The 808-nt window shown below is 46.9% G+C and carries 1 protein-coding gene; it reads right to left on the minus strand.

Going from position 1 to position 808, the window contains the following annotated elements; translation table 11 throughout:
• Nucleotides 1–88: 88 nt before the first annotated feature.
• A partial coding sequence (gene hemB / locus A3735_RS28145; protein ID WP_068639082.1) for a porphobilinogen synthase occupies nt 89–808 on the minus strand: 720 nt, incomplete at its 5' end.

Raw genomic sequence — 808 nt, forward strand, 5'->3', positions numbered from 1 at the left:
TCGTCATGCGTCGTGCTCATTGTTGTCTGTATTCTCCAAGTATTTTAAAAGGGGCGATAATCCATTCTAGCTGAACATTGTTACATCTTTATCCTTTGCTAAGAAGTTTCGCAGCGTCCTTGGCAAAATAAGTCAGAATTGCATCGGCGCCAGCGCGCTTGATACAAAGTAGTGACTCTAGAATAATTTTATCCTTGTCTAGCCAGCCATTTTCTATTGCGGCCATATGCATCGCATACTCACCACTCACTTGATAGACGAAGGTCGGCGCTTTGAGTTCAGTCTTGATACGGTAAACAATATCGAGATAGGGCATGCCTGGCTTGATCATAACCATGTCGGCACCTTCCTGAAGGTCCATGGCGACCTCGTGCAAGGCTTCATCAGAATTGGCCGGGTCCATTTGGTAAGTCTTTTTATCTGCTTTACCTAAGTTGCCAGCAGAGCCTACTGCGTCGCGAAAAGGACCATAATAAGAAGAGGCATACTTAGCGGAGTAGGCAAGTATAGAGGTATTGATATGGCCTGCGGCTTCCAGTTCTTTGCGAATCGCAGCGATTCGGCCATCCATCATATCTGAAGGTGCAACGATGTCTGCTCCGGCCTCTGCGTGTGACAAAGCCTGCTTAACTAATGCGTTAACGGTAATATCGTTTAATACATATCCATCATCATCGATAATTCCGTCTTGGCCGTGGGTTGTAAAGGGGTCTAAGGCAACGTCGGTAATCACGCCCAGCTCCGGATATTCCTTTTTTAGTGCTCGTACAGCTCTTTGGGCTAGGCCCTCGGGGTTCCAAGCTTCTTT

This window comes from Oleiphilus sp. HI0061, from assembly GCF_001635675.1.